This is a genomic window from Streptomyces sp. NPDC046727 (assembly GCF_040645635.1).
Lineage (GTDB): Bacteria > Actinomycetota > Actinomycetes > Streptomycetales > Streptomycetaceae > Streptomyces.
Genome location: NZ_JBEYYR010000002.1, coordinates 224,543 through 246,068, shown reverse-complemented (window position 1 = coordinate 246,068; position 21,526 = coordinate 224,543). Strand labels below are relative to the sequence as shown.

Annotated in this window: 17 protein-coding genes, 1 tRNA gene and 5 pseudogenes; 13 read left to right on the top strand and 10 right to left on the bottom strand. The window is 72.3% G+C overall.

Features of this window, described 5'->3' with window-relative positions:
* The first annotated feature begins 7 nt into the window (after positions 1–7).
* Both ABZ937_RS03265 and ABZ937_RS03260 read left to right on the top strand, forming a co-directional pair.
* Positions 8–403 (top strand): methyltransferase domain-containing protein, encoded by a 396-nt coding sequence (locus tag ABZ937_RS03265; protein WP_361685099.1) that lies wholly within the window; start codon positions 8–10, stop codon positions 401–403.
* 175 nt (positions 404–578) lie between these two features.
* Positions 579–2,054 carry a recombinase family protein gene (locus tag ABZ937_RS03260; RefSeq protein WP_361685097.1) on the top strand — a complete coding sequence of 492 codons (1,476 nt, stop codon included), beginning with the start codon at positions 579–581 and terminating at the stop codon, positions 2,052–2,054.
* Here ABZ937_RS03260 and ABZ937_RS03255 read toward each other — a convergent pair.
* Positions 2,036–2,120: transfer RNA gene (locus ABZ937_RS03255), tRNA-Leu, on the bottom strand. The genes ABZ937_RS03260 and ABZ937_RS03255 overlap by 19 nt on opposite strands.
* Positions 2,121–2,300: 180 nt before the next feature.
* A pseudogene (locus ABZ937_RS03250) lies at positions 2,301–2,722 on the bottom strand (aldehyde dehydrogenase family protein); the annotation flags it as partial.
* Between the two features lie 32 nt (positions 2,723–2,754).
* Here ABZ937_RS03250 and ABZ937_RS03245 point away from each other — a divergent pair.
* A pseudogene (locus tag ABZ937_RS03245) lies at positions 2,755–2,904 on the top strand (MFS transporter); the annotation flags it as partial.
* Positions 2,905–3,052: 148 nt separating this feature from the next.
* Here ABZ937_RS03245 and ABZ937_RS03240 read toward each other — a convergent pair.
* Positions 3,053–3,332, bottom strand: a pseudogene (locus tag ABZ937_RS03240) (serine hydrolase domain-containing protein); the annotation flags it as partial.
* Between the two features lie 117 nt (positions 3,333–3,449).
* Here ABZ937_RS03240 and ABZ937_RS03235 point away from each other — a divergent pair.
* Complete coding sequence (locus ABZ937_RS03235) at positions 3,450–4,484, top strand: helix-turn-helix domain-containing protein (RefSeq protein WP_361685095.1); 1,035 nt, start codon at positions 3,450–3,452, stop codon at positions 4,482–4,484.
* A gap of 39 nt (positions 4,485–4,523) precedes the next feature.
* Here ABZ937_RS03235 and ABZ937_RS03230 read toward each other — a convergent pair whose 3' ends face one another.
* The 4 genes from ABZ937_RS03230 to ABZ937_RS03215 all read right to left on the bottom strand — a co-directional run bounded on the left by ABZ937_RS03230 (position 4,524) and on the right by ABZ937_RS03215 (position 7,871).
* On the bottom strand, positions 4,524–5,201 hold the full coding sequence (locus ABZ937_RS03230; protein ID WP_361685093.1) for a GntR family transcriptional regulator: 678 nt from the start codon (positions 5,199–5,201) through the stop codon (positions 4,524–4,526).
* 155 nt (positions 5,202–5,356) lie between these two features.
* Positions 5,357–6,304, bottom strand: a complete 948-nt coding sequence (locus tag ABZ937_RS03225; RefSeq protein WP_361685091.1) for a beta-ketoacyl-ACP synthase III — start codon at positions 6,302–6,304, stop codon at positions 5,357–5,359.
* Between the two features lie 135 nt (positions 6,305–6,439).
* Complete coding sequence (locus ABZ937_RS03220) at positions 6,440–6,568, bottom strand: hypothetical protein (protein ID WP_361685089.1); 129 nt, start codon at positions 6,566–6,568, stop codon at positions 6,440–6,442.
* On the bottom strand, positions 6,543–7,871 hold the full coding sequence (locus ABZ937_RS03215; protein ID WP_361685087.1) for an OFA family MFS transporter: 1,329 nt from the start codon (positions 7,869–7,871) through the stop codon (positions 6,543–6,545). The genes ABZ937_RS03220 and ABZ937_RS03215 overlap by 26 nt, the downstream gene beginning before the upstream one ends.
* A 101-nt stretch (positions 7,872–7,972) precedes the next feature.
* On the opposite strand from ABZ937_RS03215, the pseudogene ABZ937_RS03210 reads away from it, so the two are divergent.
* From ABZ937_RS03210 to fdhD, 3 genes and pseudogenes are all read left to right on the top strand, one after another.
* Positions 7,973–8,167: pseudogene (locus ABZ937_RS03210) on the top strand (NADH-ubiquinone oxidoreductase-F iron-sulfur binding region domain-containing protein); the annotation flags it as partial.
* Positions 8,164–8,935 (top strand): annotated as a pseudogene (locus ABZ937_RS03205) (2Fe-2S iron-sulfur cluster-binding protein). The pseudogenes ABZ937_RS03210 and ABZ937_RS03205, both read left to right, overlap by 4 nt.
* Positions 8,936–8,942: 7 nt before the next feature.
* Positions 8,943–9,791 carry a formate dehydrogenase accessory sulfurtransferase FdhD gene (gene fdhD / locus ABZ937_RS03200; protein WP_361685085.1) on the top strand — a complete coding sequence of 283 codons (849 nt, stop codon included), beginning with the start codon at positions 8,943–8,945 and terminating at the stop codon, positions 9,789–9,791.
* A 151-nt stretch (positions 9,792–9,942) separates the two neighbouring features.
* Here fdhD and ABZ937_RS03195 read toward each other — a convergent pair whose 3' ends face one another.
* On the bottom strand, positions 9,943–10,380 hold the full coding sequence (locus tag ABZ937_RS03195) for a MarR family transcriptional regulator (RefSeq protein ID WP_361685083.1): 438 nt from the start codon (positions 10,378–10,380) through the stop codon (positions 9,943–9,945).
* A 127-nt stretch (positions 10,381–10,507) separates the two neighbouring features.
* On the opposite strand from ABZ937_RS03195, the gene ABZ937_RS03190 reads away from it, so the two are divergent.
* Both ABZ937_RS03190 and ABZ937_RS03185 read left to right on the top strand, forming a co-directional pair.
* Positions 10,508–11,425 carry a zinc-binding dehydrogenase gene (locus ABZ937_RS03190; RefSeq protein ID WP_361685081.1) on the top strand — a complete coding sequence of 306 codons (918 nt, stop codon included), beginning with the start codon at positions 10,508–10,510 and terminating at the stop codon, positions 11,423–11,425.
* Between the two features lie 115 nt (positions 11,426–11,540).
* Positions 11,541–13,409 carry a sialidase family protein gene (locus tag ABZ937_RS03185; protein ID WP_361685079.1) on the top strand — a complete coding sequence of 623 codons (1,869 nt, stop codon included), beginning with the start codon at positions 11,541–11,543 and terminating at the stop codon, positions 13,407–13,409.
* Here ABZ937_RS03185 and ABZ937_RS03180 read toward each other — a convergent pair.
* On the bottom strand, positions 13,359–14,423 hold the full coding sequence (locus ABZ937_RS03180; RefSeq protein WP_361685077.1) for a bile acid:sodium symporter family protein: 1,065 nt from the start codon (positions 14,421–14,423) through the stop codon (positions 13,359–13,361). The two genes, ABZ937_RS03185 and ABZ937_RS03180, sit on opposite strands and share 51 nt — an antisense overlap.
* 157 nt (positions 14,424–14,580) lie before the next feature.
* Between ABZ937_RS03180 and ABZ937_RS03175 the strand changes: the two genes are divergently transcribed.
* The gene (locus ABZ937_RS03175) at positions 14,581–15,450 is read left to right on the top strand and encodes a LysR substrate-binding domain-containing protein (RefSeq protein WP_361685075.1); all 870 of its coding nucleotides are present in this window, start codon (positions 14,581–14,583) and stop codon (positions 15,448–15,450) included.
* A gap of 12 nt (positions 15,451–15,462) precedes the next feature.
* On the opposite strand, the gene ABZ937_RS03170 is transcribed toward ABZ937_RS03175, so the two are convergent.
* Complete coding sequence (locus tag ABZ937_RS03170; RefSeq protein WP_361685073.1) at positions 15,463–16,440, bottom strand: Lrp/AsnC family transcriptional regulator; 978 nt, start codon at positions 16,438–16,440, stop codon at positions 15,463–15,465.
* A gap of 112 nt (positions 16,441–16,552) precedes the next feature.
* Between ABZ937_RS03170 and ABZ937_RS03165 the strand changes: the two genes are divergently transcribed.
* From ABZ937_RS03165 to ABZ937_RS03155, 3 genes are all read left to right on the top strand, one after another.
* Positions 16,553–18,043 (top strand): MFS transporter, encoded by a 1,491-nt coding sequence (locus ABZ937_RS03165; RefSeq protein ID WP_361685071.1) that lies wholly within the window; start codon positions 16,553–16,555, stop codon positions 18,041–18,043.
* 714 nt (positions 18,044–18,757) lie between these two features.
* The gene (locus ABZ937_RS03160) at positions 18,758–20,584 is read left to right on the top strand and encodes an AMP-dependent synthetase/ligase (protein WP_361685069.1); all 1,827 of its coding nucleotides are present in this window, start codon (positions 18,758–18,760) and stop codon (positions 20,582–20,584) included.
* Positions 20,585–20,667: 83 nt separating this feature from the next.
* Positions 20,668–21,504: an aldo/keto reductase gene (locus tag ABZ937_RS03155; RefSeq protein WP_361685067.1), complete on the top strand. Its 837-nt coding sequence runs from the start codon at positions 20,668–20,670 to the stop codon at positions 21,502–21,504.
* Positions 21,505–21,526: the final 22 nt, after the last annotated feature.

Below are 21,526 nucleotides of genomic sequence, written 5' to 3'. Positions count from 1 at the left end.
ACCCGACATGGGAGCCAACGCGTTGGACATCGAACGACAGACACGCCTCGCCTGGGACGCCTACGGAACACACCACCTGCGGCGCGGTACGCCCCTGACGGAGGTGGACCAGATCACGTGGGGCCCGGCCAACGGGCCGGGGGACCGCATCCTCGGGGACCTCAAGGGCCTGCGCGTCCTTGACCTCGGCTGCGGCCCCGCCCGGCACGCCGCACACCTGGCCCGCACCCACGGCGCACACGTGGACGCCGTCGATGCCTCCCTCAGCCAGATCGAACGGGCCCGCACCCGTTTACCCCCGCGTGCCAGGACTGCGGCTGGTCAACACCGACGCCGCGATCTTCACTCGTTCGGGTCAACATTCGTGCAGCCGACCCGCTCTGTCCGGGCAGGTCCACGGTGAGGCAACGCACAGCGAGCAAGGGGAGGCGCCGATCATGGGAGCGCCGCACCGTCCGGCCGAACAGCCCCCTACGGGTCAAGTCTTCTTGACGGCTTGGGCCCGCAGTTGGACTGCCGGCTCCTCCGCCGTCGGCATGCCGTCCGCCAGTGGTCTGCGGTTTACGTTCTACGGCCGGGTGTCGACCGAGGACCATCAGGACCCCGCCACGTCGCAGGCCTGGCAACTGCTCGGAGCGCAGGCCCTAGTGTCCGGGCACGGGCGGATCGTCTCCGAGTTCTTCGACACCGGCCGCAGCCGCACCATCCCTTGGGCGCGGCGGCCCCAAGCCGCCGCGCTGCTGGCGGCGATGGCCGATCCCGACCGGGAGTTCGATGCCGTTGTCATCGGCTCCAGTGAACGGGCCTTCTACGGCAACCAGTTCGCGACCATGGCTCCGCTCTTCGGCCACTACGGCGTCGAGGTGTGGGGGCTGGAACTGGGTGGAGCCGTCGACCCGCGGGTCGGCGGGCAGGAGGAATTGATGATCCTGCTCGGCATCCTGTCCAAGCGGGAGATCGCCCGCGCCCGGATCCGGGTGCTGGCCGCGATGACCGTGCAAACACGCGACCAGGGTCGATATCTCGGCGGCCGCCCACCGTACGGCTACCGTCTCGCCGACGCCGGACCGCACTCCAACCGGTCCCTCGCCCGCCGCGGTGTCCGCATGCAGCGTCTGGATGCGGATCCCGAGTGCGGGCCGATCGTGTCCTGGATCTTCGCCCAGCGCCTGGCCGGCCACAGCATCGCCCGTATCGCCCGCGCGCTGAACGACGCCGATATCCCCTGCCCGGCCGCCGCAGACCCCACCCGAAACCCGCACCGTAACGGTCAGCGGTGGGTACTGAACACAGTGCGGTCCATCCTCACCAATCCCCGCTACACCGGCCGCCAGGTATGGAACCGGCAGCGCACCGACCACGACCTGATCGACCCCGCCAACACCACACTCGGCCACCACGACGTCATGCACTGGAACACCCCCACTGACTGGATCATCTCCGCCCGACCCGCCCATCCGGCACTGGTCAGCGAGGCCGACTTCATCACCGTCCAGAACCTCCACGCCCGCCGGGAGACGGTATCCAGACGCACGTATCTCCTCGCGGGGCTGCTGTGCTGCGGCATCTGCGGCCGACGCATGGAGTCCCACTGGACTCACCACCGTCCTGGCTACCGGTGCCGCCATGGCCACACCAGCGTCACCCAGCCCGCCCCCAACGCCTACCTGCGCGAAGACCAGGTACTGCCACACCTGCCGGCCCTGCACCTCCGCCTCACCAGCCGCCTGGATCCTCCGGGGTCGGCACCCGTGAGCTGTGATCCGGCGCCGCCGACACCGGCCCAGGCAATCGCCCACCTGCGCAGCGAGGAGATCACCCTGACCTACAACCCCGCGACCACAACCCTGACCGCGAACACACGCCAGGCAGAAAAGGATCACCATCAGCTGACCAAAGCACGGCCCCACGAAACGTCGGCAAAGGGAGAAGCCAGGCCGACAGCACCGCAACGACGAACACCCGCCCCGGTCGGGAGCCGGAAGCGGGTGCCAATGTCCCCTGCCCGGAAACCGGGCGCCGTGGGGCAACTCTGTGTCCGAGGGGGGACTTGAACCCCCACGCCCGATAAAGGGCACTAGCACCTCAAGCTAGCGCGTCTGCCATTCCGCCACCCGGACTAGGTGTCTGCCGCCTTGCGGGGCGGGGTGTGTTCCCCGCGGCGACATGGACAACAATACCAAGGTTTCGGGGTGCGTTTCACCTGCGTATCCGTCGCGCCGGAGGGCGGCCCGGGGGGCCGGTCCGCCGGATTGCCGACGATATACAGGCTGCGAGGATCTTCGTACGGTGCGTGAGGATCACGGCATGAGCTGGTACTCCGGGAAGTTCCCGGGCAGCCGCTCCCCCGCCGGGCCCGAGGTGACCGCAAGGGGCGAGCCGGTCGTGGACGGCCCGGTCGTCCGCGGCGAGCGTGGCCACCAGCGCGCCGCTGGACGCGTTCATGGGGGCCAGCAGCTCGGCCTCGTTGTCGACGAGGACGATCGTGTCGACCGGACCGAAGGGCTCCGCGTGGTGCAGCGGGGAGGAGGGAGGCGGGTTGAGGAGGGTGACCGGGTGGACGTATGCGGAGGTGTCCTGGCCGGGCAGGAAGCGCGCCCCGGGCGACGGCCTCGGCCACCTGGTCGGTCAGCTCCTTGGCCTTGGCCGCGTTGATCACCGGGCCGAAGTCCAGCCCGGGCAGTGGATCGACGGGGTCCGCCACGGCGAGCGGATGGCCCACGCTGTCGGACCACCGGGGGCGCAAGGACCCTCGTCTTCGTCGGCGCCCGGGGTTACAACGGCGCCTACGCGCTGGTCGGCGGCGTCTCGACGGTGGCCGGGGCCGGCACGCTGCTGCTGCGGCAGCCGGGCCGGACCGGCGGCAGGGCGCTGACCACTGCGGAGCCGCGGCCGACCGCCTGACCGACGGCTCCGACTCCGCACGGACCGACCGGTGCTCCCTCCCCCGATCTGCTCGCCGATCGCGGGAGGGCCGGCCCCCAGACGTTCCGGGTGGTGTACCGCTCGGCGGTGGTACCGGTCACCTTCTCCAGGAGCTGACCGAGGATCAGACCAGCCCCGGCAGGTAGTCGCCGATCAGCGTGTCGAGCCCGATCCGGCCCTGCTCCACCTGCTGCGAGATCGCGGCGACAGGGAAGGTCTTGGTGACGCTGCCGACGCGTTGCCGCATGCCCGGGGCTGACGGGACGGCCGGTACCGGCATCCGCGACCCCGCGCCCGAAGCGGGCGGACGCGCTCGTACCGTCCTGCTTCCCGGCGGGCGCGGGAACCGCCACCGCACAGACGGTCAGCGCGGCCACACCCGCGCACCGAGCCAGTCGGGGGGGCATGGCGCTCGTCCTCGCGGCCGAAGCGGGAGTGGTCGTCCGCCGTCCGTCGCGCGTCGCGGGCCTGTCGCGCGCCGATCGGCGCTCCTGTCCGCCGGACCGGCCTTCTATCCTGCTGCCATGGAGGCACTGGCCGTACGGCTGTCGGGACTCGATCCATACGTCGACGGCGCGATCCGCATCGTCGCGTTCTACGACACGCTGATGCGCCGACGGGTGGACCTCCCCGCGCTCGCCCGCGCCTCGGCGGGTCTGGCCGAGTGCGTCGCCGGGATACGGCTCCACGGCACGGGGCGGACGACCCGCGTCTCGCCCCAGGGCACGGAGGCGACCACCCCGCGCTCACCCGCGTCCACCTCGGTACCGATCACTCTCGACGACGAGGAGATCGGCACCGTATGGCTGGAACGCCCCGGCCCGCCCGGCCCGCTGGACGACGTGCTCCTCGACCGGCTCGCCATCGCCGCGGCGGCGGCCGTCGAGCGGTACGGCCCGGCCCGCACCACCATGGCCGACCCCGCCCTCGTCGAGCTGGCCATCAGTGCCGACAGCGACGAGGCGGCCCGGACACGGGCGCTACGGCTCCTGGGTTTCGCCCCCGGCCTGCCGGTCCACGTCCTCGCGGTACGCTCGCGGCTCCCGCTCGACCGGATCGGCCAACTGGTCTGCCCGGACCGGCCGGTGAAGGCGGCACCGCTCGCCGACGTGGGCGTGGTCCTGGCCGGCCGCATCGACCCGGCCCGGCTTCCCGCCGACGTACGCGTGGGCATCGGCGCCGCCGGAAGCCCGGACCGGTCCTGGCGGCAGGCCCGCACCGCCCTCCGCTTCACCGGCCCGCGCGAACCCGTCGTCCACCACGCCGACCTGGGCGCGCTGGCCCTCCTGGCCGAGGTCCCCGCGGACACGGCACGCGACAACGCCGACGTGGCCGCGATCGCGCGGATCGCCGGCAACCCGGAGGATCTGGAGACGCTGGACGCGTACTGCGGCACCGGCTCCCTGCGGCGGGCCGCCGATCTCCTCCACCTGCACCACAGCAGCGTCGCCCGCCGCGTCGAACAGCTCGGCAGGGCGCTGGGCTTCGACCTCACCGAACCCACCGGACTGACCCGGGCCAGACTCGCCCTCACCGCATGGCGGCTGCTCGGCGCCTGAGGGGCACCGCGGCCGACCCGCCCGCCGGGAAGGTGTCGGTCAGGTCGCGTTCCGCTCGTGGTACGAGCGCCGGGTGTGCTCGGTGTGCTCGCGCATCAGATGGGTGGCGCGCTGCTCGTCGTGGGCGGCGATGGCGGTGATCAGTTCGCGGTGCTCGATCCACGACTGCCGGCCGCGCTGCCGGGCCACCGGCGTGTAGTACCAGCGGACCCGCCGGCCGACCTGGGCGGCGAGTTCGGCGAGGACCGCGTTGCCGGCCAGCTCCATCATCTTGTCGTGGAAGGCCGCGTTGAGGGCGACCGCACGGTCCACGTCCTCGGCCGCCACCGCCTTCTCCCCCTCGGCGCACAGCTCCTCCAGGACCGCGATGCCGGGGCTGTCCGCGTGCGCGGCGGCCAGCCGGGCCGCCTCCGCCTCCAGCAGGGTGCGGACCGTGAGCAGCTGGTCGGCCTCCTCCTCGGTCGGCTCGTGCACGAACGCGCCCTGGGCGGGCCGCAGATCGACCCACCCCTCGGTGTTGAGCCGCTGCAGCGCCTCCCGCACGGGCTGCCGGGAGACCCCGAGATGCCCGGCGAGTTCGCTCTCCACGAGGTGCTGGCCGGGCTGGAGGGCACGGGCGGCGATGAGTTCGAGCAGCGCCTCGTACACGCGCTCACGCAGCGGGCCGGGCCGTTCCAGTCTGGGCACCGCACCCTGCGGCAGTCCGGTCGACAACATCGCGGTCCCCTCCTGGGCAGGTCCGACGCGTGGACCTGGGACGCTCAGTATCGATTGTCTTTCGTCTACAGTCTGCGGTGCACAGTATTCATCAGGCGGGCGCGCAGAAGTACGCGGGAACCCAGCCGAATACGCAACTGAGTCCCTTCAGGCTCCTATGGGCACCGTACGACCTGCCCGGCGTACGAGAGGTTGCCGCCGAAACCGAACAGCAGCACGGGGTCGCCGGTGCTGAGGGCTCCCCGTTCGACCAGCTTGGAGAAGGCGAGCGGAATGCTGGCGGCCGAGGTGTTGCCGGACTCGGTGACATCGCGGGCGACCACCGCGTGGACGGCGCCGAGCTTCTCGGCCAGCGGCTCGATGATCCGCAGGTTGGCCTGGTGCAGGACGACCCCGGCGAGGTCCTCGGGCGCCACTCCGGCCTTCTCGCAGGCCTGCCGGGCGATGGCGGGCAGCCGGGTGGTGGCCCAGCGGTAGACGCTCTGCCCCTCCTGCGCGAAGCGCGGCGGTGTGCCCTCGATGCGCACCGCGTTGCCCATCTCGGGCACCGACCCCCACAGCACCGGCCCGATCCCGGGCGCCCGGTCCGGACCGCATGCCTCCACCACGGCCGCCCCGGCGCCGTCGCCGACCAGGACGCAGGTGGTGCGGTCGGTCCAGTCGGTGACGTCGGACATCTTGTCGGCGCCGATGACGAGTGCCCGGGTCGCGGCACCCGCCCGGACCGTGTGGTCGGCGGTGGCGAGGGCGTGGGTGAAGCCGGCGCAGACGACGTTGACGTCCATCGCGGCCGGCTGCGGGATGCCGAGGCGGGCGGCCACCCGGGCGGCGGTGTTCGGGGAGCGGTCGATCGCGGTGGACGTGGCCACCAGCACCAGGTCGATGTCGTGCGGCGCGAGTCCGGCCGCGGCCAGGGCCTTGGCGGCGGCGTGCGCGGCCAGTTCGTCGACGGGCTCGTCGGGGCCGGCGATGTGCCGGGTCTCGATGCCCACCCGGCTGCGGATCCACTCGTCACTGGTGTCGACCATGTCCGCCAGAGTGTCGTTGGTGAGCACCCTGGCGGGCTGGTAGTGACCGATGGCGGCGATGCGCGAGCCGTGCATGGGGGGTCCCCTCGTGCTGTGTGGTGCGGGATCCCCCAGTCTGATCAGTGACTCGCGAGTACGACGGCAGGTGAAACCACAGGAATCGGGCGCCCGGGTTGTCGGCTTCGCTCAGACCTTCGGACGCCCGAGCACTCACCCCGTGAACAGCTGCGTCGCCTTCCGCACCAGCTCGTACACGCCGTAGGCGAGGGGTGCTCCCACCCACAGCCAGGAGAGGGCGATCAGGCCCCTGCGGCTAGGCGGACTGCTGTCGCCGGGCATCTGCGGCCTCCCTCGGGGCGGGCACGTGGTGGCGGGCGTGGACGGGACGGACGAGTTCGTTGGCGACGAAGCCGACGACGAGCAGGCCGATCATGATGCCGAACGACAGCCCGTACAGCGACGAGCCGTGCTTGCCCGCCGCCTCCTGCCGGTCGGCGATCCAGTTGACGATCAGCGGCCCGAGCACGCCGGCCGTGGACCAGGCGGTGAGCAGCCGGCCGTGGATGGCGCCGACCTGGTAGGTGCCGAAGAGGTCCTTCAGATAGGCGGGGATCGTCGCGAAGCCGCCGCCGTAGAAGGAGAGGACGACCAGCGCGCACAGCACGAACAGCGGTTTCGACGCGTCCCCGAACAGCGCGATCAGCAGGTACATCAGCGCGCCGACGCCGAGGTAGACGCGGTAGATGTTCTTGCGGCCGATTCTGTCGGAGGCGGAGGACCAGCCGATCCGGCCGGTCATGTTGGCGGCCGACAGCAGCGCGACGAAGCCGGCCGCCGCCGAGGCGGACACCGGGGTGGAGCTGTCCGCGAAGAAGTCCGTGATCATCGGTGCGGCCTTCTCCAGGATGCCGATGCCGGCGGTCACGTTCATGCACAGGACCACCCACAGGCACCAGAACTGCGGGGTGCGGACGGCGTCGCGGGCGGAGACCTGCACGCCCTCGACGGCGCTCGGCCCGCTCCCGGCCGGCTTCCCGGTGCGCGGCACGCGGACCAGGAGGACGCCGAGGGTCATGAAGACGGCGTACGACAGCCCGTGCACCAGGAACGCGAGGGCGATGCCATCGTTGTCACCACCGAAGGAGTCGAGCATCTGCGCCGACCAGGGCGAGGCGATCAGGGCGCCGCCGCCGAAGCCCATGATGGCGATGCCGGTGGCCATGCCCGGCCGGTCCGGGAACCACTTGATCAGGGTGGAGACGGGGGAGATGTAGCCGATGCCGAGGCCGATCCCGCCGATGAAGCCGTAGCCGAGGACGATCAGCCAGTACTGCTTCGTCCCGGCGCCGAGCGCGGAGATCAGGAAGCCGGAGGAGAAGCAGACTAGGGCCACGGTCATCGCCCAGCGCGGCCCGTTGCGCTCGACGAGCGTGCCGCCGAACGCGGCCGACAGCCCGAGCATCACGATCGCCAGCTGGAAGGGCAGCGCGCTCTGGGTGCCGTCGAGATCCAGGGCGGATTCGAGCGGGGGCTTGAACACGCTCCAGGCGTAGGCCTGGCCGATGGAGAGGTGGACGGAGAGGGCGGCGGGCGGGACGAGCCAGCGGCTCCAGCCCGGGGGTGCGACAGGGGGGCTGCTCATGACGCCGGACGGTAGGGCCGGGGACGGGAGTTGAGAAGACGCCGCGTCGACCGTATGCGATGAACGGTATGCGGAATGCGTTCAACGGTCGTCGCACGACCTGCCGGGTCGGGACCGTGCGGCAGGAGGAGGCGCTGCGCCGGATCGCCGACCGCGCGGGCGCCGGTGCCGCGGACGACATCGCCCTGCTGCGCGAGGTCGGCCGGGCGATGCGGGACGCCTCGATCTGCGGTCTGGGGCGGACCGCGTTCAACGCCGTGGAATCCGCCATCGACCGTCTGGGGGCGTACGCATGACCGCGATACCGATCGGGGTGCCGCGCCGGCTGGTCGGGTTCACGCTCGACGGCCGGGAGGCCCGGGTCCCCGAGGGCGCCACCGTCCTCGACGCCTGCCGGGCCGCCGGCGCGCACGTGCCGACCCTGTGCGAGGGCGACACGCTGCGCCCGAAGAACGCCTGCCGGGTGTGCGTGGTGGAGGCCGAGGGGTCGCGCACCCTCGTGCCGGCCTGCTCGCGCCGGGCGGAGCCGGGCATGGCGGTGCGGACGGACACCGGGCGGGTCCGGCACAGCCGGAAGATCGTCCTGGAGCTGCTCGCCTCCTCGGTCGACCTGTCGACCACTCCGCGGGCCGCCGAGTGGATCAAGGAGTACGAGGCGAAACCGGACCGTTTCGGCGCCGACGCGGCCCGGCTGAACGACGAACCGAGGATCGACAACGAGCTGTACGTGCGGGACTACGGCAAGTGCGTCCTGTGCTACAAGTGCGTCGACGCCTGCGGCGACCAGTGGCAGAACAGCTTCGCGACCTCGGTCGCCGGGCGCGGTTTCGACGCGCGGATCGCCGTGGAGCACGACGCGCCGCTGACCGACTCGGCCTGCGTGTTCTGCGGGAACGGAGACGGCCACGGTCTGCGCGTACTGCGGGGTGGGCTGCACGCTCACCCTCCATGTGCAGGACAATGAGATCGTGAAGGTCACCTCGCCGCACGACAACCCGGTGACCCACGGCAACCTCTGCATCAAGGGCCGTTTCGGCTTCCAGCACGTACAGAACCGGGGCTGATCAGAACATGGGACGAGTCACGGAACGACGCAAGGTCCTGCGCATCCGGGACGGGGCGGTCTCCACCCGGCCGGACACGCTCGTCGCCGAGGAACCCCTGGAGATCCGGCTGAACGGCAAGCCGCTCGCGATCACCATGCGCACCCCCGGCGACGACTTCGCGCTGGCGGCCGGCTTCCTGGTGAGCGAGGGGGTCCTGGCGACGGGATCCGACCTGCAGAACATCGTCTACTGCGCGGGCGCGACGGTGGACGGCTCGAACACCTACAACGTGGTCGACGTGAAGACCGCGCCCGGCGTCGCGCTCCCGGACTTCACCCTGGAGCGGAACGTCTACACCTCCTCCTCGTGCGGGCTGTGCGGCAAGGCCAGCCTGGACGCCGTCCGGACGACCGCGCGCTGGCCGATCGCCGACACTCCCCCGCTCCGGGTCACCCCCGAGCTGCTGGCGAGCCTCCCCGACCGGTTGCGCGCGGCCCAGCGGGTGTTCGACCGGACCGGGGGCCTGCACGCGGCGGCCCTGTTCAGCGAGGACGGGGAACTGCTGGACGCCCGGGAGGACGTGGGCCGGCACAACGCGGTCGACAAGCTGGTCGGCCGGGCGCTGCAGAACGACGCGCTGCCGCTGTCCCGGACGATCCTCATGGTCTCCGGCCGGGCCTCCTTCGAACTGGCACAGAAGGCGGTCATGGCGGGCATACCGGTGCTCGCGGCCGTGTCGGCGCCGTCGTCGCTGGCGGTGGACCTGGCCGCGGAGACCGGTCTGACCCTGGTGGGCTTCCTGCGGGGCAGCTCGATGAACGTGTACGCGGGTGAGGACCGTATCGCCCTGCGGGAGGCGGCCGCCCAGGGCTGACCGGTTCCCCGCGGCACGGCGGCGGGACCCCGCCCGGCGGGGAGCGCCCCCTGCGGCTCTCTTCGCGGCCGACGCGTGGGGACAGCGGGCCTTGGTGGGCCCTTGCCATTGGGCAGGCCGGCACCAGTCCGCTGCCCGTCATGACGGAACGTCAGCCGTCCGTGCCGGAAATCCGGGTCAACAGGCCCATGAACTGATCGCGTTCGGCGGCCGACAGCGGGGCGAGCAGTTCGTCGTTGGCCTCCCGGGCGGCCTTCTCGCAGCGTACGAGGAGCCGGGCGCCGTCATCGGTGAGGGAGACGGCGTTCTTGCGCCGGTCGCGGGGGTCGGGGGCGCGGTCGACCAGGCCGGCGGACTGCAGGTCGTTCAGGATGCCGACCACGTCCTTGGGGTCGAGGCCCACACCGCGGCCGAGGTCGGCCTGGGCGACCGGGGCGAGGTCGCGGACGGCGGAGAGCACGACGTGGTGCCACATCTTCAGTCCCTCGGCCGCGAGGGCGTCCGCGACCAGGGCACGGCCGCGCGCGGCGGCCCGGCCGAGGAGCCAGCTGGGCAGGGAGCGGATCGCGGGCAGGGGTGCTTCGGCCATGAGGGCAGACTATCGAAGAATCATTGGACTTCCCAACGAACCTCCCCTACCGTTGGGGCTCCCAACGAGTTCATGGGTATCCCCAACGATCGACCGCGCCGGGCCCGCCCGGCGTCCGGAGGTTGCGATGCGTCGTGTCCGATACGAGTCCGCCGGCGGTCCGCTACTCCTGGAGGAGGCGCCCGTGCCGGAGCCCGGCCCCGGGGAGCTGCTGGTGCGCTGCGAGGCCGTCGGCGTCACCCTGCCGATGGTCCGCAAGGTCACCGAGGCGGCGGAGCCGGTGCCGCTGGGCGGCGAGGTCGCGGGCGAGGTGGTGGCGGCCGGCGAGGGGGCGACCCGGTTCCGCGCCGGCGACCGGGTGACCGGGCTGTGCTTCGGGCACGGGTACGCGGACTTCGCCGTGCTGCACGAGGCCATGGCCTCCCCGCTGCCCGAGGACGCGGACGCGGTGACCGCGGTCGCGCTGGTGCGCAGCGGCCTGGTGGCGTTCGGGGCGCTGGAGGCGGCACGGCTCGCGCCGGGAGAGTCCGTCCTCGTCACGGCGGCGGCGAGCGGTGTCGGGCACCTCGCGGTGCAGCTGGCGCGAGCCCGGGGCGCGGGGCGGGTGGTGGGCGCCGTGTCCGGCGCGGACAAGGCGGACTTCGTCCGCTCGCTCGGCGCGGACGACTGCGTCCGGTACGGCGACGACAGCTGGGGCGACCCCGTCGACTGCGTGCTGGACGCCGTCGGCGGCGACCTGCTCACCCCCGCCCTCGCCGCGCTCGCCCCGCACGGCCGTCTGGTCGCCTACAGCTCGGGCGGCGGCACGATCCAGGCGTACGACCTGCTGGTGGGCGCCAAGTCGGTGATCGGCTTCCAGATGGCGCTGATCGCCCGCGGCCGGCCGGAACTGTACGAGCGGTGGCGGCAGGAACTGTGGCGGCTCTTCGCCGAGGGCGCCCTGAAGCCCGTCACGCACGGGGAGTTCGCACTGGAGGACGCGGCGGCGGCACACGAGGCGATCACGACCCGGACCAACCTCGGCAAGGTCGTCCTGCGCCCGTAACTGCCCGCACGCTTCTTGTGACCTGCGCCACTCCCAACTACCGTCGATGAGACGCACGTTGGACGTGGGATGTGCGGATGTCCAGATGTCCGGCCGACGAAGGGCAGGTCGCACCGTGCCGTCATGTCTTCGCGCCCGTCTCCGGTCCGCACTCGCCGTCGCCGCGGCGGGCCTGCTCGTACCGTTCCTTCCCGCCCAGCCGGCCCACGCCCGACCGAGGGACGGCGCACCTGAGTTCGAGCAGCAGGTGCTGTTCAAGGCCGCCCAGGACCCCGGGTACGCGTGCTTCCGTATCCCGGCGGTCGTGCGGACGACCGACGGCACGCTACTGGCGTTCGCCGAGGGCCGGGTCCTCAACTGCGGGGATGCGGCCGACATCGACATCGTGGTCAAGCGCTCCACCGACGGCGGGCGCACCTGGGGGGCGTTACAGGTCGTCAACGAGGGCGCCGGTGACACCCACGGCAACCCGGCACCGGTCGTGGACCGCGCCACCGGCCGCGTCTGGCTCGCCGAGACGTACAACACGGGCCGTACCGACAGTGCCAGTTGCTCGGTCCCCTGCGACCGCACCCCGCATCTGCAGTACAGCGACGACGACGGCCGGACCTGGTCGCGGCCGCGCGATCTGAGCCCCGAGATACTGCCCGCCGACTGGAACTCCTGGTACGCCACCGGGCCCGTGCACGGCATCCAGCTCACCCACGGCCGGTATGCCGGACGGCTGGTCTTCGGGGTCAACACCGAGACGTGGGACGGGAGCCGGGTCAGCGCCAACCACGCGGCACTCGTCGTCAGCGACGACCACGGCGGCCACTGGCGGATCGGCGCCACCGACAACTGGCCGATCGCCGACGACGGCACCTTCCGGCAGAAGCCCTCCGAACTCACCCTGGCCGAGCGCGGCGACGGGTCGGTCCTGGTCAGCGGCCGGGAGCAGGACGGCACCGACCTCGGCCACCGCACCCAGGCGGTCAGCCGCGACGGCGGCACCGGCTTCACCGCGCCCTTCCACGACCTGCCGGATCTGTACACCCCGCAGGTGCAGGGCTCGATGCTGCGCCTCGGCGACCGCATCCTGCTCGCCTGCCCCGGCGACCCGGACCGGCGCCGCACGATGATGATCCGCTCCTCCTACGACGACGGCCGGACCTGGGACAGCGTGGACCGCGGCACGGTCGTCACCACCGACTGGTCCGGCTACTCCGACCTGGTGCGCATCGGCTCCGGCACGATCGGCCTGATGTACGAGGGCGGTGCGGTGGACGCCCGCGACGAGATCCGCTTCGCCCGCTTCACCGAGGACTGGCTCGCGCCCCGCCGCGGCCCCGACCCGGTCACCCCCGACCTCGCCCCGCACGCCCGTCCGGCGGCGGTGCTCGGCGACCCGGAGGAGACGGACGGCGTGTCCGGAAGCGCGCTGGAGTTCGACGGCACCGGTGACGCCGTCCGCCTGCCGTACCGCGCCGGGCTCCCCCTGGGCACGAAGGACTTCACGGCCTCGCTCTGGTTCCGGTACACGGCGGCCGGCGGGGAGCAGCCGCTGCTCTGGATGGGCGGCATCGGCACCAGCCAGCCGCAGGTGTGGCTGCGCGGGGAGCCGGCGAACAACCGGGTCCAGGGCCTGATCACCGTGCGGAACGGCGCCGTCCCGCCGCAGACCGCGTACGTGCGCACGAGCACCGCCCACAACGACGGCCGGTGGCACCACGCCGTGCTCCGCCGGGGCGGGGGCCGGCTGTCGCTGTCCGTCGACGGCACCGAGACCTCCGTCGCCGACGTCCCGGGCTCGGTCAGCCGCAATGCGCCGTTCGGTGTCCACCTCGGTCAGCGCATGGACAGCCGCGCCTTCTTCACCGGCGCGCTGGACGAGGTGCGCGTCTGGGACCGGGCGCTCACCGACGAGGAGCTGACGGACCCGGACGTGCTGGAGTCACCGCAGGACACGGTCCTGTGGCTGCCCCTGAACCGGGTGCGCGGCTGACCCCTCGGACGCGTCCGCGGCCCCCTCGGGCGCGTCCCCCGTCACCTCCGGATCGCGGGCCCGGCGCTTGGCGATGACCGCGCACACCATCAGCTGCATCTGGTGGAAGAGCATCAGCGGCAGGACGGCCAGCGAGGCATGGCTGCCGAACAGCACACTCGCCATGGGCAGCCCGGCCGCGAGGGACTTCTTCGACCCGGCGAACTGGATGGCGATCCGGTCCTCCCGGCCGAAGCCGAGCGCCTTGGCGCCGTACCAGGTCAGGGTCAGCATCACGGCCAGCAGGACGGCCTCGACGCCGAGCAGCCCGGCCAGCCGTACCGGGCTGACCTGGTGCCAGATGCCGCGGTTCATGCCCTCGCTGAACGCGGTGTAGACGACGAGCAGGATGGAGCCGCGGTCGACCAGGCCGAGGACCTTCTTGTGCCGGGTGATGAACCCGCCGATCCACCGCCTCAGCACCTGCCCGGCGAGGAACGGCACCAGCAGCTGGAGCACGATCTTCACCAGCGAGTCCGTGGAGAACCCGACCTCGTCGCCCCCGAGCAGCCCCGCCGCGAGCAGCGGGGTCAGGACGATGCCGACCAGGGAGGAGAAGGACCCGGCGCAGATCGCCGCGGGCACGTTCCCGCGGGCGATCGAGGTGAACGCGATGGACGACTGGACCGTGGACGGCACCAGCGTCAGGAACAGCAGGCCCTGGTAGAGGGGCTGGGTCAGCAGGACCGGCACCAGGGCGCGCGCGGCGGTCCCGAACACCGGGAAGAGGATGAAGGTGCAGGCCAGGACGGTGATGTGAAGCCGCCAGTGACGGAGTCCGTCCAGCGCCTCCCGAGTGGAGAGCCGGGCGCCGTAGAGGAAGAACAGGAAGGCGATCGCGGCGGTGGAGGCGCCCGAGACGACGTCGGCGCCGGTGCCCCGGGCCGGGAGGAGCGCGGCGAGGCCCACCGTCCCGAGCAACAGCACGATGTACGGGTCGATCGGCATCCAACTCGGCCAGCGCAGGCGTTTCACGGTGCTCCGTTTGCTCTGTGTGTCGTTGCTTGCGTGTCGGGCGGTCCCGGGCCCGCAGGACCCCCGTCCATCGTCCTCCTCGGGCCGCCGATCGGGAATCCCGCACACCACTCTGACTGCCATCATGTTCCGCGATGACTGCGCTACGCTCGGGCGTGTGTACGAGCCGACGCAGCTGCGCACCTTTCTGGCGGTCGCCCAGACGCTGAGCTTCACGCAGGCGGCCCGGCGGCTGGGGCTGCGCCAGTCCACGGTCAGCCAGCATGTGCGCCGGCTGGAGGACGCGGCCGGCCGGCAGCTGTTCTCCCGGGACACCCACTCGGTGGAGCTGACCGAGGACGGCGAGGCGATGCTGGGGTTCGCCCGGCGGATCCTGGAGGTGCACGAGCAGGCGACGGCGTTCTTCACCGGCACGCGCGTGCGTGGCCGGCTGCGGTTCGGCGCCTCGGAGGACTTCGTCCTGACCCGGCTGCCGGAGATCCTGGAGGGCTTCCGCTACGACCATCCAGAGGTCGACCTGGAGCTGACCGTGGAGCTGTCCGGCACCCTGCACGAGCAGCTGGCGGCCGGGAAGCTCGACCTGGTGCTGGCCAAGCGGCGCCCCGAGGACCCCCGCGGCGAGCTGGTCTGGCGCGACGACCTGGTGTGGATCGGCGCCGAGCGGCTGCGCCTGGACGCGGACCGGCCTGTTCCGCTGATCGTGTACCCACCGCCGGGCATCACCCGGGCCCGCGCGCTGGAGGTGCTGGAGGGCCAGGGCCGCCCGTGGCGGATCGTGTGCACGAGCGGCAGCCTCAACGGGCTGATCGCGGCGGCCCGGGCGGGTCTCGGGGTGATGGCCCACTCCCGGCGGCTGATCCCGCCGGGCCTGTTCCGGCTGCCCGACCGGGCCGGCCTGCCGGACCTCGGCAAGGTCGACTTCGTCCTCGTCCACGGCCACCGCCGGGGCCCGGCCGAGGGCGCGGCGAACGCGCTGGCTGCGGCGGTCCTGGCGGGCGGCGAACGGCTGCGGCGCAGCAGCGGCTGACCCGGCCCGCGCTCACCGCGCCGGCCGGTACGTCAGCTGCTTCACCCGGCGCAGGAACGGCGTCGCCTCCACGTGCTGGACCCCGTCCAGGTGGCCCAGGGGGCCGCTCAGGTAGGCGTACAGGGCCGCGGTGTCGCGGACGACGGCGGTGACGACGATGTGGGAGGGGCCGGCCGTGGCGGAGGCGAAGGCGATCTCGTCGTGGCCGGCGAGGGTCCGGCCGACGGAGTCCAGGGCGCCTGGGGCCGTGGTGATCCACAGGATGGCCGCCTTGGGGTAGCCGAGGATCTCGGAGTTGTACTCGATGTCGACGTAGACCGCGCCGGAGGCGATCAGTGCGGACAGGCGGCGCTTGATCGCGGACTCGGAGCGGCCGGTGGCGCGCTGGAGTTCGGGGTAGGTGGCGCGGCCGTCGCGTTCGAGGACGGCGAGCAGCGGGGCGTCCTCGGGTTCCACGCGGGCCGGACCGGGCTCGGGCAGGTCGGGGCGGAGCGCGGCGATCTGCTCGGCGTCGAGCGCCCGGAACTTGGGCAGCCAGCCGACCGGGCCGCCGTAGAAGCGGTGCAGGAGCTGCAGGGCCCGGATCTCGACGACGCTCGGGGTGCGCGGCAGCTTGCCGAGCAGGAGGTCGTCGTGCTCGCCGGGGTTGCGCGGCCGGGTGATGCAGGCGATCTCGGTGCCGCCGGAGGCCAGCCCGATCCAGTAGGTGTCCGGGCGCTTGGCGAGCGCGTCGGCGATGACGGTGGCGCCGTCGGGCGCACAGCGCAGCCGCAGCATCCACTGGTCCTGGCCGAGGCGTACGGCGTCCCGGAGGACGACGACCCGCAGGCCGCCCTCGGCGCACAGGCGGCGGTAGCGGCGGGCGATCGTCTGGTCGGAGACGCCGAGGACGGCGGCGATCCGGCTGAAGGGGGCCCGGCCGTCGATCTCCAGGGCGGAGAGCAGCTGGAGGTCCAGCAGATCGAAGGTGTCGGATTCCATCCGCAGCATGCTCTCCCCCGTCGGATTCCGTCGCGTGCGGCGTTCTGAGACGTCCGATCGGCCGCCCCCTGGTCATCGTACGCAGCGATACGCAGTCCGTTCGTACAGGGGAGTTGAGGACATGCGGAGCTGGGGGACGCTCACGGCCGTGTGCCTGGGCACATTCATGCTGTTGCTGGACGTGACCATCGTGGTGGTGGCGCTGCCGGACATGGCGGGTGCGCTGCACGCGTCGCTGGGCGATCTGCAGTGGGTGGTCGACGGGTACGCGCTGGCGCTCGCCGCGCTGCTGCTCGGGGTGGGTGCTGCGGCCGACATCCTGGGGCGGCGCCGGGTGTACCTGGCCGGGGTGGTGCTGTTCGCGGTGGCCAGTCTGCTGTGCGGGCTGGCGTCCGGGCCGGGGATGCTGGTGGCGGCGCGGGCGCTGCAGGGTATCGGCGGCGCGGCGATGTTCGCCACGACCCTGCCGTTGCTGGGCTCCGTCTACCAGGGGCGGCAGCGTTCCGCCGCGCTCGGTGTGTGGGGTGCGGTCAGCGGCGGGGCCGCGGCGGTGGGGCCGGTGCTGGGCGGGTTGATCGCGGAGGGTCCGGGCTGGCGGTGGATCTTCTATGTGAACCTGCCGGTGTCCGTCGTGGCGGTGTGGCTGGCGCTGCGGACCGTTCCCGAGTCGCGCGGGCCGCGCGGGATGAGCGTCGACTGGGCGGGTACGGCGGCCTTCGCGCTGTTCGCGGGCGGTGCGACGTACGGGGTCGTGCGCGCCGGTGAGGACGGCTGGACAGAGCCCGCCGCGCTGGCCGCGTTGGCGGCGGCCGCACTGGCCCTGGTGGTGTTCGTGCTGGTGGAGCGGCGGGTGGCGCATCCGCTGCTGGATCTGTCGCTGCTGCGCCGGCCGGCGTTCGTCGGGGCGATGCTGGGCTCGTTCGCCTTCAACGGGGTGGCCTTCGGCGGGATCGCCTATCTGTCGATCTGGATGCAGACGCTGCTCGGGATGTCGCCGGTGCGCGGCGGGCTGACGCTGCTGCCGATGACGGCGGTCTCCATGGTGGTCGCGGTGCTGGTGGGGCGGCTGCTGCACGGGGTGCCGGCCTGGCTGACGGTCGGCGGCGGGCTGCTGCTGATCTCCTCGGGCGTCCTGTGCGAGGCGGTGCTGGACGCGGGCTCGGACTGGACGGCGCTGGTGCCCGGGTTCGTGCTGGTCGGGGTCGGCACCGGGTTCGTGGCGCCGACGGTGGCCGGGGCGGCGCTGGCGGCCGTGCCGGCGGAGCGGTCCGGGATGGCGGGCGGCGCGGTGAACACGGTGCGGCAGCTGGGGTACGCGCTCGCGGTGGCCGTCTTCGGCACCGTCCTCACCTCGCGGATGACCGGCCGGCTGCCCGGCGACGCGGCCCACGCGCTGGCCGGCGGCGGTGCCGGGGCGCTGCGCGGCGAGTTCCCCGAGCACACCCTGCGGGCCGCGTTCGCCTCGGGCCTGAACGGCGCGCTGGTGGTGGCCGGCCTGGCCGGGATGACCGCGGGCGCCCTGGTCCTGGCCCTCGTACGGGCGGGCCGCCCGACACCCCCGAAGACCACCGACACCGCACCGGAGAAGACGCCGACACGGGTCCCCGGCTGACGGAAAACGGCCGGGACCAGGAGCGACGGGCCCGGCGAAAGCGCGACTCGGCGGGGCCGGCGGGGCGGGTGGGCCGGTCGTGCCGGGGGGCCTGGCGGGGCCGGGGGCCGTGGCCGGGCCGGGGGCCATGGCCGGGCCGGGGGCCATGGCCGAGCCGGGGGGGGTCGGCCCGACCGCGGGCCCGGCCCACCGGCACGACCGGCAGGAGCGGCGGGAGCGCGGCGCGTCGGGGCGGGTGGGCAGGATCGGCACAACCGCCACGACCCGCACGACCGGACCGGTAGGACGGCACGACCCGCAGGGACTGGCAGGGACCGGCAGGAGCTACGAGAGCGGCGGTAGCCACGGGAGCCGGGGGACCGACGGACGGCAGGAGCCGCAAGAGCGGCTGTAGCGACGGCAGCGGTGGTAGCCGCGGGAGCGGTGTTCGGGGTGGGGGCGGAGCGGCGGCTTCGTGGGCCGCCCCGCGGCCGTGGGCGCGGTAATCGGTGCGTACAGATTCGGTGGAGATTACGGTACCGAAACTTACTGACCCGTCAGTATTGTGTCCGGCCCTTCCCCATGTGCGGGCATTTCACGGTCGGAGCCCGGGGAAAACGTGAGGTTTGCTCGGTTTCCGCCCCCCTCCCGCACACCGTCCGCGTGGGGTAGCTTTCACCGCGCTGCAGGGGACGTGGACCAACGTCACTGAGGCGCGAGACACGGGGAGCGAGGTTGCACGAGTACTCCAACCCTCCGCTGGCGTCGCCGCCGCCGGCGGGCGGTCTGGCCGACGTCGTCTTCGATCATGCCCAGACCGATCCGCTGCATGTCGCGCTCGGCCGCAAGGACGACTCCGGGCAGTGGCGGGACGTCACCGCCGCCGAGTTCCGCGACGAGGTCCTCGCCCTCGCCAAGGGCCTGCTCGCCCGCGGCATCCGCTTCGGCGACCGGGTCGCGATCATGTCCCGCACCCGCTACGAGTGGACCCTGTTCGACTTCGCCCTGTGGACCGTCGGCGCCCAGGTGGTGCCCATCTACCCCACCTCCTCGGCCGAGCAGTGCTTCTGGATGCTCTACGACGCCGAGGTGTCCGCGGCGATCGTGGAGCACGAGGACCACGCGATGACCATCGCCACCGTCATCGACCGGCTGCCGCAGCTGCGCCAGCTGTGGCAGCTGGACGCCGGCTGTGTGCAGGAGCTGTACGACGCCGGGGCACACCTGGACGACGACCTGGTCCACCGGCACCGGCAGGCGGTCACCCCGGACTCGGTCGCCACCGTCATCTACACCTCGGGCACCACCGGCCGCCCCAAGGGCTGTGTGATCTCCCACGGCAACTTCATGTTCGAGGCGGACACGGTGATCCAGCGGTGGGAGCCGGTGTTCCACTCGAAGCGGGGCGACGAGGCGTCCACGCTGCTGTTCCTGCCGCTGGCACACGTCTTCGGGCGGATGGTGGAGGTCGCCGCGATCCGCGGCCGGGTCCGCTTCGGGCACCAGCCGCAGCTGCACGCCGCCGCCCTGCTGCCCGATCTGGCCGCGTTCAAGCCGACGTTCATCCTCGCGGTGCCCTACATCTTCGAGAAGGTGTTCAACGCGGCCCGCCGCAAGGCCGAGAAGGACGGCAAGTCGGGTCCGTTCGAGAAGGCCGTCGACATCGCCGTGAAGTACGCGGAGGCGGTCGAGGCGAAGGCGTGGGGCATCGGGCCCGGCCCGTCGGCGGGGCTGCGCATGCAGCACCAGCTCTTCGACAAGCTGGTGTACGCGAAGGTCCGCGCCGCGATGGGCGGCCGTATCCGCAACGCGATGTCCGGCGGCTCGGCGATGGACCGCCGGCTCGGACTGTTCTTCGCGGGCGCCGGGGTGCAGATCTACGAGGGCTACGGCCTGACCGAGTCGACGGCCGCGGCGACCGCCAACCCTCCCGAGCGCACCCGCTACGGCACGGTCGGCCAGGCCATCCCGGGCGTGACCGTGCACATCGCCGACGACGGCGAGATCTGGCTGCACGGCGGCAACGTCTTCCAGGGCTACCTCAACAACCCGAAGGCCACCGACGAGACCCTGCACGACGGCTGGCTCGCCACCGGCGACCTGGGCTCGCTGGACGAGGACGGCTATCTGACCATCACCGGCCGCAAGAAGGAGATCCTGGTGACCTCCGGCGGCAAGAGCGTCTCCCCGGGCGTGCTGGAGGAGCGGGTCCGCGAACACCCGCTGGTCAACCAGTGCATCGTGGTCGGCAACGACCGCCCCTACATCGCCGCCCTGGTCACCCTGGACCAGGAGGCGGTCGAGCACTGGCTCCAGATGCGCGCCAAGCCGAAGCTGACCCCGGCCCAGCTGGTCCGCGACCCGGACCTGGAGACGGAGGTGCGGCGGGCGGTGGTCGCCGCCAACACCCTCGTCTCGCAGGCCGAGTCGATCCGCACCTTCCGTATCCTGGCCCAGCCGTTCACCGAGGAACACGGCCTGCTGACCCCGTCGCTGAAGCTGAAGCGGAAGGCGATCGAGAAGGCGTACGTCAACGAGGTCGACGCGCTGTACCAGGCCTGATTCCCCGATCAGGAATGCGGAGCGGCCCGTGATCGTTGACGATGGGAGTACCACCTGTCCGCAACCGAAGGATCAAGAGGCTCGTGAGCAGCAAGGTCCCCCCGATCATCCTCAACAACGGCGTCGAGATGCCCCAGCTGGGCTTCGGCGTCTGGCAGGTGCCGGACGACGAGGCCGAGCAGGCCGTCGCCACGGCGCTGGAGGCCGGGTACCGCAGCATCGACACCGCTGCGATCTACGGCAACGAAGAGGGCACCGGCAAGGCCATCGCCGCCTCCGGCCTGCCCCGCGAGGACATCTTCGTCACCACCAAGCTCTGGAACAGCGACCAGGGGTACGACTCCACGCTGCGCGCCTTCGACGCGTCGCTGGAGAAGCTCCGGCTCGACCACATCGACCTGTATCTGATCCACTGGCCGCTGCCGTCCCGGGGCAAGTACTCCGACACCTACAAGGCGTTGGAGAAGCTGCACGCCGACGGCCGTGTCCGCGCCATCGGCGTCTCCAACTTCCTTCCCGAGCACCTGCGCCGGCTGCTCGCCGAGACCTCGGTCATCCCGGCGGTCAACCAGATCGAGCTGCACCCGCACCTGCAGCAGCACGCGGCGCGCGAGTTCCACGCGGAGCAGGGCATCAGGACCGAGGCCTGGTCCCCGCTCGGCCAGGGCAAGGGCCTGCTGGAGGTGCCGGCGATCGTCGCGATCGCGCAGAAGCACAACCGCACCCCGGCCCAGGTCGTGCTGCGCTGGCACATCCAGCTCGGCAACATCGTGATCCCGAAGTCCGTGACGCCGTCCCGGATCAAGGAGAACATCGAGGTGTTCGACTTCAGCCTGGACACCGAGGACCTCGCGGCGATCAGCGCGCTGAACGAGGACCGGCGCCTGGGCCCGGACCCCGCCACCTTCGACATGGGCTGACCCCCGGACGCGGCCGTGCACC